This window comes from Streptomyces sp. NBC_01232 (assembly GCF_035989885.1).
Lineage (GTDB): Bacteria > Actinomycetota > Actinomycetes > Streptomycetales > Streptomycetaceae > Streptomyces.
On the sequence record NZ_CP108518.1, the window covers coordinates 4272647 to 4289980 of the forward strand.

Annotated in this window: 17 protein-coding genes and 1 pseudogene; 13 read left to right on the plus strand and 5 right to left on the minus strand. The window is 71.9% G+C overall.

What is annotated here, in order from left to right; genetic code table 11:
- Positions 1–2 precede the first annotated feature (2 nt).
- From OG444_RS19735 to OG444_RS19745, 3 genes are read left to right on the plus strand one after another with little or no spacing between them, the layout of a single operon-like run.
- A complete protein-coding gene (locus OG444_RS19735; protein ID WP_327263402.1) occupies positions 3–1265 on the plus strand; it encodes an ATP-grasp domain-containing protein in 1263 nt (420 codons plus the stop codon).
- A 36-nt stretch (positions 1266–1301) separates the two neighbouring features.
- Positions 1302–2447: an NAD(P)/FAD-dependent oxidoreductase gene (locus OG444_RS19740; RefSeq protein ID WP_327263403.1), complete on the plus strand. Its 1146-nt coding sequence runs from the start codon at positions 1302–1304 to the stop codon at positions 2445–2447.
- Positions 2448–2476: 29 nt separating this feature from the next.
- Positions 2477–3511, plus strand: coding sequence for an MmcQ/YjbR family DNA-binding protein (locus OG444_RS19745; protein WP_327263404.1), 1035 nt, complete (start codon positions 2477–2479; stop codon positions 3509–3511).
- A 28-nt stretch (positions 3512–3539) separates the two neighbouring features.
- On the opposite strand, the gene OG444_RS19750 is transcribed toward OG444_RS19745, so the two are convergent.
- Positions 3540–5021 carry an NB-ARC domain-containing protein gene (locus tag OG444_RS19750; RefSeq protein ID WP_327263405.1) on the minus strand — a complete coding sequence of 494 codons (1482 nt, stop codon included), beginning with the start codon at positions 5019–5021 and terminating at the stop codon, positions 3540–3542.
- A gap of 323 nt (positions 5022–5344) precedes the next feature.
- Here OG444_RS19750 and OG444_RS19755 point away from each other — a divergent pair, with 323 nt between their 5' ends.
- Positions 5345–8410, plus strand: coding sequence for an AfsR/SARP family transcriptional regulator (locus OG444_RS19755; protein ID WP_327263406.1), 3066 nt, complete (start codon positions 5345–5347; stop codon positions 8408–8410).
- Positions 8411–8485: 75 nt separating this feature from the next.
- Here OG444_RS19755 and OG444_RS19760 read toward each other — a convergent pair whose 3' ends face one another.
- A complete protein-coding gene (locus tag OG444_RS19760) occupies positions 8486–8662 on the minus strand; it encodes a hypothetical protein (RefSeq protein ID WP_327263407.1) in 177 nt (58 codons plus the stop codon).
- Between the two features lie 86 nt (positions 8663–8748).
- The gene (locus OG444_RS19765) at positions 8749–9597 is read right to left on the minus strand and encodes a hypothetical protein (RefSeq protein WP_327263408.1); all 849 of its coding nucleotides are present in this window, start codon (positions 9595–9597) and stop codon (positions 8749–8751) included.
- 257 nt (positions 9598–9854) lie between these two features.
- Here OG444_RS19765 and OG444_RS19770 point away from each other — a divergent pair, with 257 nt between their 5' ends.
- Entirely contained in the window at positions 9855–10424 is a 570-nt protein-coding gene (locus OG444_RS19770; RefSeq protein WP_327263409.1) for a LysM peptidoglycan-binding domain-containing protein, read from the plus strand.
- A 68-nt stretch (positions 10425–10492) separates the two neighbouring features.
- Here OG444_RS19770 and OG444_RS19775 read toward each other — a convergent pair whose 3' ends face one another.
- Positions 10493–11212 (minus strand): DUF5324 family protein, encoded by a 720-nt coding sequence (locus tag OG444_RS19775; RefSeq protein ID WP_327263410.1) that lies wholly within the window; start codon positions 11210–11212, stop codon positions 10493–10495.
- Positions 11213–11359: 147 nt separating this feature from the next.
- On the opposite strand from OG444_RS19775, the gene OG444_RS19780 reads away from it, so the two are divergent.
- Both OG444_RS19780 and OG444_RS19785 read left to right on the plus strand, forming a co-directional pair.
- The gene (locus OG444_RS19780) at positions 11360–11887 is read left to right on the plus strand and encodes a peptidylprolyl isomerase (RefSeq protein ID WP_327266864.1); all 528 of its coding nucleotides are present in this window, start codon (positions 11360–11362) and stop codon (positions 11885–11887) included.
- Positions 11888–12002: 115 nt separating this feature from the next.
- Complete coding sequence (locus tag OG444_RS19785; RefSeq protein ID WP_327263411.1) at positions 12003–12878, plus strand: rhomboid family intramembrane serine protease; 876 nt, start codon at positions 12003–12005, stop codon at positions 12876–12878.
- A 115-nt stretch (positions 12879–12993) separates the two neighbouring features.
- Here the strand turns inward: OG444_RS19785 and crgA are convergent, their stop codons facing one another.
- Entirely contained in the window at positions 12994–13248 is a 255-nt protein-coding gene (gene crgA / locus OG444_RS19790; protein WP_030383881.1) for a cell division protein CrgA, read from the minus strand.
- Positions 13249–13339: 91 nt separating this feature from the next.
- Here crgA and OG444_RS19795 point away from each other — a divergent pair, with 91 nt between their 5' ends.
- From OG444_RS19795 to OG444_RS19820, 6 genes and pseudogenes are all read left to right on the plus strand, one after another.
- A complete protein-coding gene (locus OG444_RS19795; protein WP_327263412.1) occupies positions 13340–14113 on the plus strand; it encodes a DUF881 domain-containing protein in 774 nt (257 codons plus the stop codon).
- Entirely contained in the window at positions 14085–14849 is a 765-nt protein-coding gene (locus OG444_RS19800; protein ID WP_327263413.1) for a class E sortase, read from the plus strand. The genes OG444_RS19795 and OG444_RS19800 overlap by 29 nt, the downstream gene beginning before the upstream one ends.
- Positions 14850–14938: 89 nt before the next feature.
- Positions 14939–15115: a hypothetical protein gene (locus OG444_RS19805; protein WP_327263414.1), complete on the plus strand. Its 177-nt coding sequence runs from the start codon at positions 14939–14941 to the stop codon at positions 15113–15115.
- Complete coding sequence (locus OG444_RS19810; RefSeq protein WP_327263415.1) at positions 15112–15750, plus strand: aminodeoxychorismate/anthranilate synthase component II; 639 nt, start codon at positions 15112–15114, stop codon at positions 15748–15750. Before OG444_RS19805 ends, OG444_RS19810 begins: the two co-directional genes overlap by 4 nt.
- A 140-nt stretch (positions 15751–15890) precedes the next feature.
- A pseudogene (locus OG444_RS19815) lies at positions 15891–16577 on the plus strand (class E sortase); the annotation flags it as partial.
- 13 nt (positions 16578–16590) lie between these two features.
- Entirely contained in the window at positions 16591–17316 is a 726-nt protein-coding gene (locus OG444_RS19820) for a class E sortase (RefSeq protein WP_327263416.1), read from the plus strand.
- Positions 17317–17334: the final 18 nt, after the last annotated feature.

Genomic DNA, 17334 nt, shown 5'->3' on the forward strand with positions numbered 1-17334 from the left:
AGATGACTGATGACGCCAGCAGGACCGACGACGGCGTGGTGATCCTGGTCGGCAGCGGACAGCGCGCCTACCGCGAGTACCTGCTCGCCGGCGCCTCCCGGCGCCGCCCGATCTGGATCCTGGACGCCGCCGACCCGACCTGGCAGCAGGAGTACGTGCTCGGCTCCACCACGGTGGAACTGCTCGACCGCGAACGCCTGGTGCCCGACACCGAAGGGCTGATCAGGGCCGCGGAGGCGGTGGCCGCCGAGCACCGGGTGGTGGGCGTGTTCAGCTACGACGAGACGCTCGTGGTGACCACTGCCCTGATAGCCGAGCGGCTCGGACTGCCCGGCCTGACCTCCAGGGGCGCGGACAACTGCCGCAACAAGCACAACACCCGGCAGCTGCTGACCGCCGCCGGACTGCCCCAGCCGCACTTCGCCTACGTGACCGGCGCCGACGAAGCCCTCGCCACTGCCGACTCCTTCGGCTACCCGGTCGTCCTCAAGCCCCGCGGCATGGGCGCCAGCATCGGTGTCATCCGGGTCGACGACGCGGCCGGGGTCCGGGCGGCCTTCGAGGTCGCGGACTCCGCCAGCCGCGGCGGCAACAGCGACTACGAGGGCGGGGTGCTGGTCGAGGAGTGCGTCATGGGCCCCGAGATCAGCATCGACGGACTGGTCTTCGACGGTGACTGGACCCCGCTCTTCCTCGCGCACAAGGAAGTGGGCCTGGCGCCCTACTTCGAGGAGACCGGACACGTGGTCAGCGCCACCGACCCGTTGCTCTTCGACGAGGAACTGCTGGGCGTGCTGCGGGACGCCCACCGGGAACTGGGCATCGGCTACGGGATCACCCACACGGAGGTGAAGCTCACCACCCGCGGCCCGGTGATCATCGAGGTGAACGCCCGCCTCGGCGGCGACCTCATCCCCTACCTCGGCAGCCTCGCCACCGGCGTGGAGCCCGGGGAGCTGGCCGCGGACGTGGCCGCGGGCGTCCGCCCCGAGTGGACACCGACGCAGTCCCGCACCGTCGGCATCCGCTTCCTGTACCCGCCGCAGAGCGGCACGGTCGGCTCGGTCGACGTACCCACCGCCCCGGATGTGCCGGGGCTGCTGGAGACGAACGTGATGGTGGCGCCGGGGGTGACGCTCCTGCTGCCGCCCGAGGGCTACCTCAGCCGCTACGCCAACCTCATCTGCGCCGGCGACACCGTCCTGAGCTGCGAGGAGTCCCTCGCCAAGGCCGCCGCGCTGACCACGATCGTCCTCGACAGCTGACCCGTAGGCACAACGAAAACGGAAGGGAGGTGTGTGATGTCGACGAGGGTGACGGTGGTGGGCGGCGGTGTGATCGCCCTGCTCACGGCGGTCGAGTGCGTGCTCGACGGACACAGGGTCACGGTGGTGGACCAGGGCCCCATCCCGCACAGCAGAGCCACCTCTTTCGACCAGCACAGGATCCTGCGGGCCCTGCACCCCGCGGACCCGCTGACCACGGCGGCCGCACTGCGTGCGCACCGCCGCTGGGTCGAACTGGAGGAGCTGTTCCTGACGCGGTTCTACGAGCAGGTCGGATCGCTCACCGTGCTGCCGCCGGCAGCGGCGGCGGACGCAGTGGCCATGCTTGCGGACGCCGGAGGGCGCGTCAGGGAACTCACCGCGGCCGGCCTGGCCGAACGCTATCCGCACCTGCACGTGGGCGGCGGCCTCGGCGCGGTACTGGAGGACGAGGCGGGCGTACTGCTCGCCGAGCGGGTCCTCGCCGCCTGCGTCGGCTGGCTGAAGTGGCAACGGGGCATCGACCTGATCGAGCACCGGGCCGTGACCGCCGTCGACGGCGAGAGCGGCAGCGTACGGCTGGTCGACGGACGGGTGCTGCGCAGCGACGCGGTGCTCATGGCCGTGGGCCCCTGGTCCCGGGACCTGCTGCCGCAGAGCATCTCCGAGCGGCTGACCCTGTACCGGCAGTCCCTCCTCTACTGCCGGGTTCCCCGGCACCAGGCGCAGGCCTGGGCGGCCACACCCGCCATACCGGCCCTCGGCACCGAGGGCGGAGCCTGGCTGATCCCGCCGGTGGCGGGCACGGCCCTGAAACTCACCTCGGCCACCGCCTGCCGGACGGTGGACTCGATCACCGACTACGCCACCGACCCGTACTGGCAGCGCAGGCTGGAGAAGGAGTTCGGGGACCTGCTGCCCGGCTTCGGCCCGGCCTGGGTCACCGCGGCGAAGGACGCGTACTACTCCTCCTTCGCCGAGACCGGCGGCCCGCTGCTGGTCGGCCTCGGCGGCGCGGGATTCGCGTACGCGGCCTGCGGTGGCACATCCTTCAAGTTCGCGCCGCTCATCGCGCGGTCGCTCGCCGACCGGCTGACCGGCAGGAGTCCGTCGCCGACCGGCCTCGGTGCGCTCGACGGGCCACCGCTGGACGTCCACACCCCGCAGCTCGCGGGGCTGTGAACCGGCGGCCCGGGGTGAAGGAGCAGGCAGTGGCAACGGTGGACGACGTACGGCGGCTCGCGCTGAGCCTGCCGAGGACGCAGGAGCACCTGATCCGGGACCGGGTGAAGTTCCGGATCGGCTCGATCGTCTACCTCGCCCTGTCCCGGGACGAGAGCGAACTGGGCTTCGCCTTCCCCAAGGAGGAGCGTGCGGCGCTCGTCGCCGCCGAACCGGCGAAGTTCTTCCTGCCGCGCGAGTCCGATCTGCGCTTCAACTGGGTGGAGTCCCGCCTCGGGGCCCTGGACCCGGACGAGCTGACGGAACTGGTCACCGAGGCCTGGCGGATGGTGGTGCCCGCCAAGGTCGCCCGCGCGCACCTGGACCCGCCCGCCGCCACGCCGCTGCCGCCCGCGCCGTCCCTGGACGAACTACGGGCCGCGGCCGAGGTGTTCAACGGCTTCGCGGGTGTGGACCGGAGCTGGCACGCGCTGCGCGAGGAGACCGGCCGGGCCCTGGACCTCTCGCTCGGCGCGCACCGCACCGCCCTGCACCGCTGGCTGAACTCCTGGGGCTGCCGCATCCGTTACCCGCGCGAGGGCGAGCCCGACACGTTCGGCGCGGGGCTCGCCGCATGGGGGGAGCGGCACCCTCTGGCGCACACGCCGCTCGCCCGGCTCACCGCGCGGGAGATCTCCCGGTTCGCCGCGGCGTACGAGGAGCTGGCGGCGCTGCCGATCGGCCGCCGCAGCCTCGGTCCGACCGCCGCGTCCAAGGCGCTGTACGCGCTGCGGCCCGACTCGGTCATGCCGTGGGACGCGGCCATCGCGCAGCGGCTGCACGGGGCCCGCGACGGGGCCGCCTTCGCCCGGCACCTGGAGCTCGGCCGGGCCTGGGCGCGTGCGGCGCTGGAGGAGAGCGGCGGGCTGCGGGAGGCGGACCTGTGCGCCGGGATCGGCCGGCCCGAGGTGTCCCTCGCCAAGATCCTCGACGAGTACCTCTACATCACGATCACCCACGCGGCGGCGGACGCCCGAAGGGCCGCCGACCCGGCGCAGCGGGCAACGACACCACCCGCGCCCTGATCGGCGGCCTCCCGGGGAAGGGCCGGTCCTACCTCGACTGGCGTACGTGCGCCCCGGCCCGCGCCGCCGCGGGCACCGGGTCCTCCTCGGTCGGGTCCGGCTGCGTCAGCGCGTACGCCCGGGCCATCGGCGTCAGCCCGTACTGCCCCGGCAGGTCGGAGTGGTCCAGCAGCCCCGCGTCGAGGAGCCGTTCGAGGAGGTCCTCCACCGGCTGCGCGGACCGCTCGACCAGCATGGCGAGCGCGTCCGCGGACTCGTACACCACGTTGTCGACGGAGGGCGGGTTGTCGGAGCCGGCGAACTGGCGCAGCATCAGCCGGGCCCACGGGGTCAGCAGCCGGTAGGCGCTGTCCAGGCGGGTGCTCAGCGCGTCGTCCCCCACCTGCAGCCGGGCCAGGAAGCGGCCGGACGCCCGCTGTCCGCCGGGGCCGTCCTGTCCGTCCTGTCCGCCCTGCCCGTCGCCGAGCAGCTCGGACACGGAGTCCTGGAGCATCCACTCGGGCCGGGCCGCGATGCGCCGGCCCGCCAGGTTGAGCGCCAGCGGCAGGTCCCCGCAGGCGTCGGCGAGGCGCAGGCAGGCGCGCGGCTCGGTGCCGACGCGGTCCGAGCCCAGCAGCCGGGCCAGGAGCTCCATCGACTCGTCACGGTCCAGTGCGGGGAGCCGGATCCGGCCAATTCCGTCGAGGCCCAGTAGCCGCGACCGGCTGGTGATGATGATGCGGCTCTCGGGCGCCGCGATGAGAAGTTCCCGGATCTGACGCTCGTGCTGGACGCCGTCCAGCACCACCAGCAGCCGCCGTCGGTTGAGCAGCGAACGGTACAGGCCGATTCTCTGGCCGGGATCGCTCGGGATCCGGTCGGTGGGGATGCCGAGCGCCTCCAGGAAGCCGCCGGCGATCCCGGCGGCGTCCTTGCGTCCGTCCGCGGCCGGGTCCAGGTTCGCGTACAGCTGCCCGTCGGGCAGGTTCACGGCCAGTTCGTGGGCGAGCCGCAGGGCGAAGGCGGTCTTGCCCACCCCCACCTGCCCGCTGATCACCAGGGGCGCCGCGGGGCTCTGTCCGCCGTACGAGGGGGCGGTCAGCGCCCGGGCCCGCTGGAGCAGTTCACGCCGTCCGACCAGGGGCTGGGCCTCCATCGGCAGCTGTGAGGGCGGCGGCAGCACGGCGCGTACGTCGGCGGCGCGCAGCTCGTTCTCCTGGTGCTGCTGCACGGCCTTGACGGCCGGCCGGGCCGTTCCGTCGTCCCCCTCGGCGCGGGCCGCCTCGTGCCAGCGGCGCTCCCAGGTGGCGCGGTCGCCACCGCACGCCTCGGCGAAGGCGAGGGCCACCTGAAGGGTCGGGAGGCGGTATCCGGCGGCCGCGTCGGAGAGCACGGACGCGGAGAACATGGCGCGTGTGGCCATGTCACGGTAGCCGGGACTGCCCGCCGCGGTCCGCAGCCTGCGCAATTCCCGGGCGAACGCGGTGACTGGTCCGGCATCGGGGGCCAGTGGTCTCTCCAGTCTTCCCACACTCTGCTCCTTCGGTACTCGCTGTGTGTGCTGCCTGCTCTGGGCCGCCCGTGAACTGTCCGTGTCGCCCTTCCTGATCTGCTACCGGATGCTTACCGCGTGCGAGGGGTAACCCCTATGATCCGGTTGGCATGACCTGGCCAGGGGTCTTGTTCTTTGGGGGTGGATGTCCGATGCCGGGGGCGGATGCGGAATCCGGGGAGAGACGGAGTGGGGCACCTGTGGGGGACAGGCTGCGCTTCAACGTCCTCGGATCTCTTGAGGGTTGGAACGACGAGGTACGGCTGAGGCTGGGGGGAGCGATACAGGAACGGGTCCTGTGCATGTTGCTGCTCGAAGCCGGCCGGGTGGTGCCCGTAGCACGGCTGGTCGAGGCGACCTGGGAGAAGGACCCGCCGGTGACCGCGGCGCACCAGGTCCGCAAGGCCGTCGCCGACCTGCGGCGGCGGATACCCACCGGCACCGAGGTGATCGCCACCGACGGGCCGGGATACCGCGTGGTGGTGGCGGACGACCAGGTGGACCTCCTGGAGTTCGGCGCCCTGACCAGGGCGGCGGCCCAGGCCCTGCGGGAAGGCGCGCAGTCCGCGGCCGCCGAGGCGCTGCGGGCCGCCCTCGCACTGTGGCGGGGCTCGGTCCTGTCCGGGACGGGCGGACCGGTGATCGAGGCCGCCGCGACCGCGCTGGAAGAGCGCCGGCTCGCCGCCGCCGAGCAGTTCTTCGACCTGTGCCTCGCCCTCGGCGAGAGCGGCGAACTCATCTCGGGCCTGCGCGCCCTGATCACCCAGCACCCGTTGCGGGAGACGCTGCGCGGCCAGCTGATGCTCGCCCTGTACCGCTCCGGGCGGCAGGCCGAGGCGCTCAAGGAGTACGGGGAGGTCCGCGGGCTGCTCGTGGACGAGCTCGGGATCGACCCGGGACCCCGGCTGGCCAGGCTGTACGAGGCGATCCTGCGGGACAGCCCCGAGCTGGCCGCGCCCGAACGGCCGGCGCCGGTGGCCGCGGTGCCCGTACGTCCGGCTCCCGAGCCGGTCGTTCCCGTGACTCCGGCTCCCGAGCCGGTCCTTCCCGTACCGGCGGTGTCCGAAGGCGCCGTTCCCGAAGCCCCGGCCCCGGCCCCGTCCCCGGCGGAACCGGCACGGGAGGCACCGGGGACGCGGGCCGCGCCGGCCGACGCCCCGTGCACCCTGCCGCACGACCTGCCCGACTTCACCGGCCGCGCCAAGGAACTGGCCGAGCTCTTCGACTACGTGCAGGACGAGGGCCGGGGCAGCGACCGGTACGCCCGGATCGTGGCCATCGACGGCATGGGCGGCATGGGCAAGACGACCCTGGCGGTGCGCGCCGCGCACCGGCTGGCCGACCGGTATCCCGACGGGCAGCTCCACATCGACCTGCACGGATTCACCCCGGGCCGGGCTCCGGTGACGCCGGCCGCCGCGCTCGACAGCCTGCTGCGGACCTTCGGGACCCCCGGCGACCGGATTCCCGAGGACCTGGAGGGGCGCACCGCCCTGTGGCGGTCGCTGCTGGACGGCCGGCGGATGCTGCTGCTGTTCGACAACGCGGTCGACGCGGCGCAGATCAGGCCCCTGCTGCCGGCCTCGCCGGGCTCCCTGGCCCTGATCACGAGCCGGGGGCGGCTGCTGGACCTGGACGGCGTCGAGTGGGTGTCGATCGGGATGATGGAGCCCGAGGACAGCACCAGCCTGATGGCGGAGACCCTGGGCACGACCCGGGTGGCCGCCGAGCCGGCGGCCTCCGCCGAACTGGCCGAGCTGTGCGGCCATCTGCCGCTGGCACTGCGGATCGCGACCGCGCGGCTGCGCAACAGGCCGCGCTGGACGGTGCGTTATCTCGTCGAGCGGCTGCGCGACGAGAAGCGCCGTATGGACGAGCTCAGTTCGGGCGAGCGCAGCGTCGCGGCGACCCTTCGCCTGTCGTACCTCGCGATGGACGAGGAGTACCGCACCGCGTTCCGCATCCTCAGCCTGTACCCGTGCGCCGGCACCGACGTCTACTCGGCGGCCGCGCTCCTCGGTACGACCGTCCGTGACGCGGAGGACGCCCTGGAGTTCCTGCTCGACGTGCATCTGGTCCAGCAGCCCGACATCGGTCTCTACACCTTCCACGACCTGGTGCGCAGTTTCGCCCAGAGCCTGCGGGGCTCGGCGACGGCGGACGACGACGCGGAGGCCGTCGAGCGGCTGCTCGGCTACTACCTGACGACCTCGGACGCGGCCTGCGAGGTGCTGTTCCCGGGCCGCGAACGCCGGCCCACCGGTCTCCCGCCCTACCAGGGCGAACGGCCGGCCTTCCGGCTGGCCGATCAGGCGGTGCGGTGGTTCGACCGGGAGCAGGCGGGACTCCTGGCGGCCGCGTCCCTCGCCGAGCGGTCCGGCCACGACAGGTACGCGGCCTGTCTGAGCCGCAACGTCGGCTTCCACCTGCACACGCACGGACAGCTGGACGAGTTCTGGAGCGTCGGCCATCTCGCGGTGGCCGCCGCCCGGCGGCTCGACGACCCGGCGCTCCTCGGCATCAGCCTGGCCAATCTGGGCGCGGCCTGCTGGAAACTCGGCCGCTTCGAGGAGGGGCTGGAGGTGGCCACGGAGGCGCGCGACACGGCGGTCCGCGTCGGGGACCGGCACACCGAGGCGCACAGCGAGGCGACCATCGGGCTGCTGATGTCGATGCTCGGGAGGTACGAGGAGGCCCTGCCCCTGCTGGAGCGGTCGCTCACGATGGCCGGGGAACTGGGCAACCCGCGCGAGGAGGCCGAGAGTCTCACCATGCTCAGTACGTTGTACGAGCGGTGGGGCCGGTTCCAGGACGCGGCCACCTGCGCCCGCAGGGCGATCGAGATCGACCGGGACCTCGGCTACCGCAGCAACGAGATCATGGCCCTGGCCGATCTGGCCTTCGCGCAGGTGGGCCTCGGCGAGTACACGGACGCGCACGAGACCCTCAAGCGCGCCCGCGACCTGTGCGACGAGACGAGGTCGCCGGGGGACGTCGCCCTCGTGTTCGCGGTGTCCGCGCAGGTGGCGCAGGAGCGGGGGGACGGCACACAGGCCCGTGCGTTCGCCGAGCGGGCCCTGCTCCTCGGCCGTACGAGCGGCGCCCCCATCCGGCTCGCCAAGGTCGAGAACGTGCTCGGCCGGCTCCACATGACGTGGGGGGAGCACGAGGAGGCGCTGGCCCTGCACGCACACGCCCACAAGATCGCGGCGCCGATGAGCTTCCGCGCCGAGGAGGCGTCCGCGCTGGTGGGTCTGGCCCGTGCGGCCGACGCCCTCGGGGATTCCCCGACGGCGGCCGTGCACCGCGCTGCCGCCGAGGAATTATTCGAGTTCATGGACCTGCCGGACCACCGCAGGACGTACTGAGCCCGCACATGAACGTGCCCCGCACCGGATCCCGGGTGCGGGGCACGTTCATGTCGTACGCGGCAAGCGGCCGGCCTAGCGGGGGGACGGGACCGGGGTCGGGGCGGGGGAGGCGATGCCCGGGCCGCGGTCGTCCGCCAGGACCTGGTAGCCGGAGGGCTGACCGGCGTCCGCCGGGCTGACCGTCACACCGACTCCGATCGCCAGAGCCGCCGCGATGATCCCGATCAGTCCAGCCAGCTTGCTGCGCATGTGAGGAACCCCCTGGTGTGTACCCGGTGCGGCTCCCCCCGTGGTGCGGCGGCCGCTCTCGACAGGACAAAGACTGGAGGAGGCCCTTACCGGTCCGTTCCCCTCTCGATACCGCTCGCGGGAACGGGCAGGGAACGGCCGTTACCGGTCCGTTCCCGCTCCGGTTCCGTGGCCGCCGCGATCCGGGATCCCCGCGCGCCGACCAGCACGTCCGTCCGTGTGGTGCCCGATTCGTACCCGGCCAGATCCAGCAGGGCCCGTACCGTCGAGCGGATTCCGGCCTGCTCCGCGTCGCGGAGCGGCGGGGCGCTTCCCTCGGGGGCGATGTCGGCCACCAGGTGCATGCCGTCGACGGTCAGGGTGTCCACCCGGAACTTGGCGCCGGTCAGGAACTCTTCGACGAGATAGGGGGCCGAGTGCCGGGCGGTGACCGCCTGTTCGGCCCAGCGGGTGAGCCCGGCCCGGTCGTGTACCGCAACGGTCCACCAACATCCCGCTTTGTCGGCCGACTTGATGACCACGGGCAGGGGGAATTCCTCCGCCAGCGAGCACGCCTCGGTGACGGTCTGCGCCTCCTCGGCCCGTACGGCCGAGGTCCGGCTCTCGTTGAGGATGCGCCGGATCGTCACCGCGTCCGGCAGCCGGCCCGGCGGCCTGCCGCGGCTCGCGGTGAGTTCCCGCAGGACCTCCTCGGCGGCGGCCGCGGCCGAGCGGCCGAGACCCTTCTCCAGATCGCTCGCGAGGTAAAGGATCTGCCCGATCCCGTGCTCGAGGACCGTGTCCGTCAGCAGGGCGCGCAGGGCGGCCGCGTCGTCGAAGTCGACCCGCAGGAGTCTCTGCGGGGGCACCCCCGGGAGCGGCAGCGCGTCCGCCGGCCGGGGTGCGGCGTCCGTCACCACCCAGATGTCCAGGCCCGCCACGGTCGCAGCGTTCACGAGCCCGGGTCCGGGCCTGACCAGAACTACCCGCTCCGCGGCCTGTCTGATGATCACAGAAATCTCCTCCATCGTGTCTCACGAGGGTGGTGTCGGGCTTTACCGGTCCGTTCCCGGCACGTTCCCGGGCCCGGTGACGGCGTACGGGCCACGTGTCCCCCGGACGGCCCGGTCGCGGGGCCGTCGGACGCCCGGTGCAGGACAGTGGAAGGAGGTACTGATACCAGGGGGCAGCATCACGCCGGAGGCGTACAGACATGGGACTCTTCGACTTCCTGAAATCCGACAAGAAGAAGGCGCACGACGCCGACGAGAAGGCGAAGGAGCAGGCGCAGCAGCAGGCCGGGGAGGCACGGAGGCCTCCCGCGGGTTCGGCGGCCGACGCCGCCTCGGCCACCGGGGCCGCCGCCGAGCGCATGGCGGCCGCCGCACCGCCCAGGCCCGCCCCCGCGACCCCGACCCCCACGTCCGCCGCGCACAAGGCGGTGCCCGCCGCGCCCAGGCCGGCAGTGATGCCGAAGCCGGGGGCCGCGTCCTCCGCCGCGCCGGGTGCCATGCACACGCCCACGCCCCATTCGGCCGCGCACAAGGCGGTACCGGCGGCCCCGATGCCCAAGCGGGTGCCCGGGGCGATGCCCGGACCGGCGCCCACCGCCGGGAAGCGCAGGTACACCGTCCAGCCCGGTGACTCGCTTCCCGCGATCGCCCGTCGCGAGCTGGGCAACGAGGCCCGCTGGCGCGAGCTCTACGCCATGAACCAGGGCGTCGTCGGCTCCAGTCCGGACCTCATCCGCCCGGGCATGGTCATCGACCTCCCCGGCGGCTGACGCCCCGCGCACACCGAAGGGGCCCCGATCCGGTGCGGGATCGGGGCCCCTTCGGTGTGCGCGGGGCGTCAGAGCTGCTTGTCCTCCGGGCCCGACTCCGCCTCGCGCTCCTTCTCCGCCAGCTCGTCGTCGAAGCTCGCCGCCGCCGCGTCGCGGGCCGGAACCTCGGTGGCCGCCGACGGTTCGACGAGCCAGTCCGGATTCGACTGCTGGTCCCACCACTTCCACGCCGCGACGGCGACGCACGCCAGTACGCCGACCAGTGCGGCACCGCGCAGGATCTTGCCGTTGCGCTCGCGCCGCCGGTGACGCCGCACCAGCTTCTGCACTTCCTTGGCCGTCACCTGGCCGCGCAGCGCCGCGATGGCCGCCGTCGACCGTGACGCGGCCTCCTCGGCCATGGGAGTGGCCGCCGCGATCGCGCTCTCGATCTTCGGCTGCGTGTAGTCGGCCGCCTGCCGCGCCGCCCGGCGCGTCTGGTGCACCGCCTGCGTCGCCGCCCGGTCGACGGGGGGCGGGACATGGGCCCGCGCCGCCTTGAGACGGGGATGCAGATGGCAGTCGTAGGTCGTCCGGGCGTGCTGGGCGGCACTGGTCGCCGCGTACGACATCTTGGGCGCCAGCCGCTCGTTCGCTTCATGGGCGTAGTGCACCGCGGCATCCCTGGCGGATTCCGCGTACGGTGCCACCACTTCCGTCGCATGCCGCACACTCTCCCTGGCGCTCTCGGCTGCCAGGCGCATGCTGTCCTTGCCGGTCACGGGATCCTCCTCCTCGGTGGCGGACACAGTTCACCTTTCCACCCTTTGTCGGATCATGCCTGCCATATCGCGGACAGGCATGCGTGACAGGGCATACGGGTGGAGGATTTCAGTGCCGCGGAGCGCTCCGTGCGACCATCTGGACCGACAGTGATGACTATGGAAGGCAGATCCGTGGCCGAGAAGCTCTACGCCACCCTGAAGACGACCCACGGCGACATCGAGATCGAGCTGCTGGAGAACTTCGCTCCGAAGACCGTCCGGAACTTCGTCGAGCTCGCCACGGGCACCCGCGAGTGGACCCGCCCCACCGACGGCCAGAAGACCACGGACCCGCTGTACGACGGCACCGTCTTCCACCGTGTCATCAGCGGCTTCATGATCCAGGGCGGCGACCCGCTGGGCAACGGCACCGGCGGTCCCGGCTACCGGTTCGCCGACGAGTTCCACCCCGACCTGGCCTTCACCAAGCCCTACCTGCTCGCCATGGCCAACGCCGGCCCGGGCACCAACGGCTCGCAGTTCTTCATCACCGTCGCGCCCACCGCCTGGCTGACGCGCAAGCACACCATCTTCGGCGAGGTCACCGACCCGGCCAGCCGGAAGGTCGTGGACGCCATCGCCGGCAGCGCCACCAACCCGCGCACCGAGCGCCCCCTGGACGACGTGATCATCAAGTCCGTGGTCGTCGAGAAGCGCTGACCACCACCCGGTCCCCGGCCCGCGCCCGGGAACCTTTCCGCCCCGCTCGTCCGTAGTGGATACGTACCGGACCTGCGGGGCGCACCCCCTGCCTCGCCGCTGATCGAGGGGACCGATGGACACCGACCGTCTGCCGGGCTGCTACCGCCACCCGGACCGCGACACGGGAATCACCTGCACCCGATGTGAACGCCCCATCTGCCCCGAGTGCATGATCAGCGCCTCGGTCGGCTTCCAGTGCCCCGAGTGCGTCCGTGCCGGTTCCGGTACCGGGCACCACCCGACCGCGAACGCGCCGCGCACCATCGCGGGCGGAGTGGTCGCCGCCGACCCGCACCTGGTCACCAAGATCCTCATCGGGATCAACGTCCTGATGTTCTTCGTGGCGCTCTCCGACCCGGTGCTCGCCCGTGAGCTCGCGCTGTACGGCCTCTACCGGGACTACTTCGGCGGAACCCTCCACGGGGTTTCCACAGGTGAGTACTACCGGCTGCTGACCTCGGCGTTCCTGCACACCGAGTGGTGGCACGTCGCCGGCAACATGCTCGCCCTGTGGGTGATCGGCGGTCCGCTGGAAGCGGCGCTCGGCCGGGTCCGCTATCTCGCGGTGTTCCTGCTCTCGGGCCTGGGCGGCAGCGCCCTCGTCTATCTGCTGACCGAGCCGAACGTCGCGACGCTCGGGGCCTCGGGCGCGGTCTTCGGCCTGCTCGGCGCGACCGTCGTGCTGGCGAAGCGGCTGCGGTACGAGATGCGGCCCGTGATCACCATGGTCGTGCTGATGCTGGTGCTGACCTTCGTACCGCTCGGCGGCTCGCTCTCCGTGTCCTGGCAGGCTCACGTGGGCGGCCTGATCACCGGCGCACTGGTGGGTCTGGGCATGCTCATGCCCGCCGCCGGCAGGAATCGCGCACTCGTCCAGTGGGGCACCTGCGGGGTGGCGTTCCTGCTGGCCGCGATGGTGATTGCGCTCCGCACCGCGGAACTCACCTGATCACACCGGCGTCAACTCTCCACAGAGTTATCCACAGATCTTCTGTCTTTTCCTCAGCTGTGGATGACGCTGTGGATAACTCATGGGGAGAGCTTCCATCAGGGGCTGTCGGGTGCTACTTCCACTGGGTGGATACGCCGAATCCGGCGGCGATAAATCCGAAACCGACTACAATGTTCCAATTGCCCAGAGCCTCGATCGGCAGCTGGGTCTCGGTCACGTAGAAAACGACGATCCACGCGAGTCCGATCAGGAAGAACGCCAGCATGACCGGGGCGACCCAGCTGCGATTCGTGAGCCGGATGCTCTGCGGCTGCCGGGTGGGCGGCGGCGTGTAGTCGTCCTTCTTGCGGATACGTGACTTCGGCACGAGGGGCTCTCCTGTCGATGCGCTGGGGACCTTGCCTGCCCCGGGCGTCCGTTAGCGTAGTGGACCTGTGGCGTTGAAGGAGAAGGGTACGTTGAGCAATTCCGACGACTCCTCCGTGGGTCCCCGTCGCCGGGCCAGGCCGGTCCGGCTGCTGACAGCCGCCGTCTTCGCCCTGGCCGGGCTGCTCTTCGTCACCAGTTTCAACACCTCCAAGGGTACGAACATCCGCACGGATGCATCGCTCCTGAAGCTGTCGGACCTGATCAAGGAGCGCAGCCAGGACAACGCGGCGCTGGAACAGAGCACCGCGGGCGTGCGCAGCCGGGTCGACACGCTCGCCGAGCGTGACGACGGCAGCACCAAGGCCGAGGACGCGAAGCTGGCCGCCCTGCGCGCGGCCTCCGGCACCGAGGAGCTGACCGGCAAGGGCCTGACCGTCACCCTCAATGACGCCCCGCCCAACGCCACCGCCCGCATCCCCAACGTGCCCGAGCCGCAGCCCAACGACCTGGTGATCCACCAGCAGGACCTGCAGGCCGTGGTCAACGCGCTCTGGCAGGGTGGCGCCCAGGGCATCCAGGTCATGGACCAGCGGCTCATCTCCACCAGCGCGGTGCGCTGCGTGGGCAACACCCTGATCCTCCAGGGCCGGGTCTACTCGCCGCCCTACAAGATCTCGGCGGTCGGCGATCCGGGCGCGTTGAAGAAGGCCCTGGCCGCCTCGCCGGCCCTGCAGAACTACCAGCTGTACGTGAACGCGTACGGGCTCGGCTGGAAAGTGGACGAGCACAAGGCGCTGACACTTCCCGGCTACTCCGGCACAGTGGACCTCCACTATGCGAAGCCGGTGGCGCCCACCCCGTGATCGGGTCCGTCCTGACGTCGTACTGCGCCTGGTGGTACGGACGTTCAGTGAGGTGTGCCTGACGGCGGGCACCCTGATCGTGCTCTTCGTCGCCTACGTCCTGCTGTGGACCGGGGTCAAGGCCGACCGGGCCATGGACGGCGAGATGGACCGGATGCGCGACCGCTGGGCGGCGGCCGCCCCGGCCGCCGCACCACGGCCGGACCCCCGGGCGACCCCCGTGACCCCGGTGCCATCGCCGACCCCGGCGCAGCCGGAGCGCTACCCCGCCGGCCGGGCCTTCGCCGAGATGTACGTCCCCCGCTTCGGCCCCGACTGGGTCAAGCCCGTACTCGAGGGCACCGACCCCGAACTGCTGAAGAAGGGCCTGGGGCACTACGCCGCCACCGCCCGCCTCGGCGCCGTCGGGAACTTCTCGGTCGCCGGCCACCGGCGCACCTACGGGGACCCCTTCAAGGACTTCCCGCAACTGCGCCGCGGCGACGAGGTGATCCTCAAGGACGCGGGCACCTGGTACACGTACACGGTCCGGGGCGGCCCCCTGCGCACGCTGCCCACCGATGTCGCGGTGGTCGACCCCGTCCCGGAGAAGTCGCCCTTCCGGGCGCCCGGCCGCTACCTGACGCTCACGACCTGCGACCCGGAATGGGGCCACAGCCACCGGCTGGTCGTCTGGGCCGAGCTGACCGGCACGCGCACCGCGGCCGAGGGGCCGCCGGAGGGTTTGTCCGGGTGACCCACCCTTTCGGGCCGCTGCCTTTAGTCTGTTCGCGTACCGCCCCCGCGGTGCGTTGAACGAACGTGGACGAAAAGGAATCAGGCGGCATGTACGGCTGGATCTGGCGGCACCTGCCGGGAAACGCGTGGGTACGCGCGCTGATCTCGCTCGTACTGGTCCTCGCGGCGGTCTTCGTGCTGTTCCAGTACGTCTTCCCCTGGGCCGAGCCGCTTCTTCCGTTCAACGATGTGACGGTGGACGAGGGATCGGGAGCCACTCCGTGAGCGCGCGCATTCTGGTTGTGGACAACTACGACAGCTTTGTCTTCAACCTGGTCCAGTACCTCTACCAGCTCGGCGCCGAATGCGAGGTGCTGCGCAACGACGAGGTGGAGCTCTCGCACGCGCAGGACGGCTTCGACGGCGTGCTGCTGTCCCCCGGGCCCGGCACCCCGGAGGAGGCGGGCGTCTGCGTCGACATGGTCCGCCACTGCGCGCAGACGGGCGTTCCCGTCTTCGGCGTGTGCCTGGGCATGCAGTCGATGGCGGTCGCCTACGGCGGGGTCGTGGGCCGGGCGCCGGAGCTGCTGCACGGCAAGACCTCGCCCGTGACGCACGAGGGGCTCGGGGTGTTCGAGGGACTGCCGTCGCCGTTCACCGCGACCCGCTACCACTCCCTCGCGGCCGAGCCCGAGACCCTGCCCGACGTGCTGGAGGTCACGGCGCGGACCGAGGACGGGATCATCATGGGCCTGCGCCACCGGGAGCACGACGTCGAGGGCGTGCAGTTCCACCCCGAGTCGGTGCTCACCGAGTGGGGGCACCGGATGCTCGCCAACTGGCTGGTGCGGTGCGGTGACGCGGGTGCCGTGGAGCGCTCGGTGGGGCTGGCCCCGGTGGTGGGCAAGGCCGTCGCGTGACCGCGGTCGCGCCGTCCGCGCCCACGGAGGGCCGGGCCGCGCGGCGCAGGGCAGCTCAGGAGGCCGCGAAGCAGGCCGCCCGGCGTACCCGCAGGCGGGGCGGGCGGCGGCGCAGGCCGCCGGCCTCGGGCGGCCCGGTGGTCATCGCGAGCCGGCTGGGCGGGGAGCTGTTCATCACGCTGGGCCTGGTGATGCTGCTGTTCGTCGCCTACCAGCTCTGGTACACCAACCTCCTGGCGGAGCGCGTGGCGAACGGCGCCGCCGGCTCGCTGCGCGAGACCTGGGAGCAGCAACCCGGCCCGGGCCCCGGGGCGGCCGCCGCGCCGCCCGTGACGGCCTTCGAGCCCGGGCAGGGCTTCGCGATCCTGCACATCCCCAAGCTGGACGTGAAGGTCCCGGTGGCGGAGGGCGTCAGCAAGCCGAAGGTGCTGGACCGGGGCATGGTCGGGCACTACGGCGAGGGCGCGCTGAAGACGGCGATGCCGGCCGACAAGCAGGGCAACTTCGCGGTGGCCGGACACCGCAACACCCACGGCGAGCCGTTCCGCTACATCAACCGGCTGGTGCCCGGGGACCCCGTCGTGGTCGAGACCCGGGACGCCTACTTCACGTACGAGACGACCTCGTCGCTCGCGCAGACCCCGCCGACGAACGTGGCGGTGATCAAGCCCGTGCCGGAGGGGTCGGGATTCACATCTCCGGGCCGGTACATCACGCTGACCACCTGCACCCCGGAGTTCACCAGCACCTACCGGCTGATCGTATGGGGCAGGATGACCGAGGAACGCCCCCGCAGCCAGGGCCCGCCGCCCGCGCTGACCAGCTAAGGACGAATCAGCAGTGTCTCGTGCCCGCCGCCGCGCCGCGGCCCCGCCCGCCGGCAGCCGCAGTGTGCTCGCCGGATTCCTGAGCCTGTTGGGCGAGGTGCTGATCACGGTCGGCCTGGTGCTGGGCCTGTTCGTGGCCTACTCGCTGTGGTGGACGAACGTGCTCGCGGACCGGCACGCGTCGGCGCGCGGTGACCAGATCCGCCAGCAGTGGCAGGCCCCGTCCCCGCAGTCCGCCGCACCCGGTGCGCTGGACACCAGGGACGGCGTCGGCTTCCTGCACGTTCCGGCGATGAAGAACGGCGAGGTGCTCGTCAAGCCGGGGACCGACCCGGACACCCTCGACGACGGCGTGGCCGGGTACTACACGCAGCCGGTGAAGTCGGCGCTGCCGTGGGACGAGAAGGGCAACTTCTCGCTCGCCGCGCACCGGGACGGCCACGGTGCGAAGTTCCACAACATCGACAAGGTGCGCAGCGGCGACGCGATCGTCTTCGAGACCCGTGACACCTGGTACGTCTACAAGGTCTTCGCGGAGCTGCGCCAGACCTCGAAGTACAACACCGACGTGATCAGCCCGGTTCCCAAGGACTCGGGGCGGACCGCTCCCGGCCGGTACATCACGCTCACCACGTGCACTCCGGTCTACACGTCGAAGTACCGCTACATCGTGTGGGGCGAGCTGGTCCGGACGGAGAAGGTGGACGCGAAGCGGACCCTTCCGGCCGAGCTGCGCTGAACGGCGCCACCAGGACTC